Consider the following 1325-nt stretch of genomic DNA (forward strand, 5'->3'; position numbering starts at 1 on the left):
GCCGGCACCGACGTCACCTTGAAGTTGGATAACGGCTCGTCGATCACCATCAAAGCTGGCGAGACCGTCGGTACTGTGACCGTGCCCGCCCCTACTGATGACGTGTTTATCGATAAGAGCACGCAGACCGTTCAGATCACCGAGACCACTGGTGGCAACTTCGAAAAACTGGAAGTCGCAGGTAATGGCGCGACCACCACGATCAACGACACCATCGACAAGGTCGATGTAGTCCTGACCGCGACCACCACCGTTGGCGAAGGCGGCAACATCGTCTACACCGCCAGCCTTGTGGATAAGAACGGCGCACCGGTGACCAACATCACCAACCCGTTGACCGTGACTCTGGATAACGGCCAGACCATCACTATTGGCGTAAACCAGTCGAGCAGTTCTATCACCACCATCGCGCCAGACGATGTCTACAAAGGCGACCAGACCGTCACTACCGCCATCAAAGGCGTGACCGGCGGCGAGCACTTTGAGAATCTGGTTCCAGGTACTACCCCGGTTAATACCACCGTTACGGATACACCAGGCACTGACAACACCACTACGGTGACGCTGACCGCTCCGGCCGAGGCAAACGAAGGTGGGCAGATCACGTACACCGCCACGCTTTCCAACAAAGCGGGCACTGACGTAACGCTGAAACTCGACAACGGTTCAAGCATCACCATCAAGGCTGGCGACACCGTTGGCACCGTAACCGTGCCTGCCCCTACCGATGACGTGTTTATCGATAAGAGCACTCAGACCGTCAAGATCACCGAAACCACTGGCGGCAATTTCGAAAAACTCGAAGTTGCGGGCAACGGTGCGACCACCACGATCAACGACACCATCGACAAGGTCGATGTGGTTCTGACCGCCACCACCACCGTTGGTGAAGGCGGCAACATCGTCTACACCGCTAGCCTTGTGGATAAAAACGGTTCGCCGGTGACTAACATCACCAACCCGCTGACCGTAACCTTGGATAACGGCAAAACCATTACCATTGGTGTGAATCAGTCGAGCGGTAGCGTTTCGGTTATTGCTCCTGATGATGTGTACAAAGGCGATCAGACTGTCACCACCGCGATCAAGGGTGTGACGGGCGGCGAGCATTTTGAAAACCTGGTACCGGGCACTGCGGCGGTAAACACCACCGTCACAGATACCCCCGGCACTGATAACACCACGACGGTCACGCTAACCGCGCCTAGCGCAGTGAACGAAGGTGGTCAAATTACGTACACCGCCACGCTCTCCAACAAAGCTGGCACTGATGTAACGCTGAAGTTGGATAACGGTTCGTCGATCACCATCAAGGCTGGCGACAC

The 1325-nt window shown here is 56.1% G+C and carries 1 protein-coding gene; it reads left to right on the top strand.

All coding sequences use genetic code 11. The annotated features are described in order from the left end of the window. The coding region (locus tag BT199_RS26440; RefSeq protein WP_371914270.1) for an immunoglobulin-like domain-containing protein at positions 1 to 1325 on the top strand (1325 nt) is incomplete at both ends.

The sequence above is a fragment of the Pseudomonas sp. NFR02 genome (genome assembly GCF_900119375.1).
GTDB lineage: Bacteria > Pseudomonadota > Gammaproteobacteria > Pseudomonadales > Pseudomonadaceae > Aquipseudomonas > Aquipseudomonas paracarnis.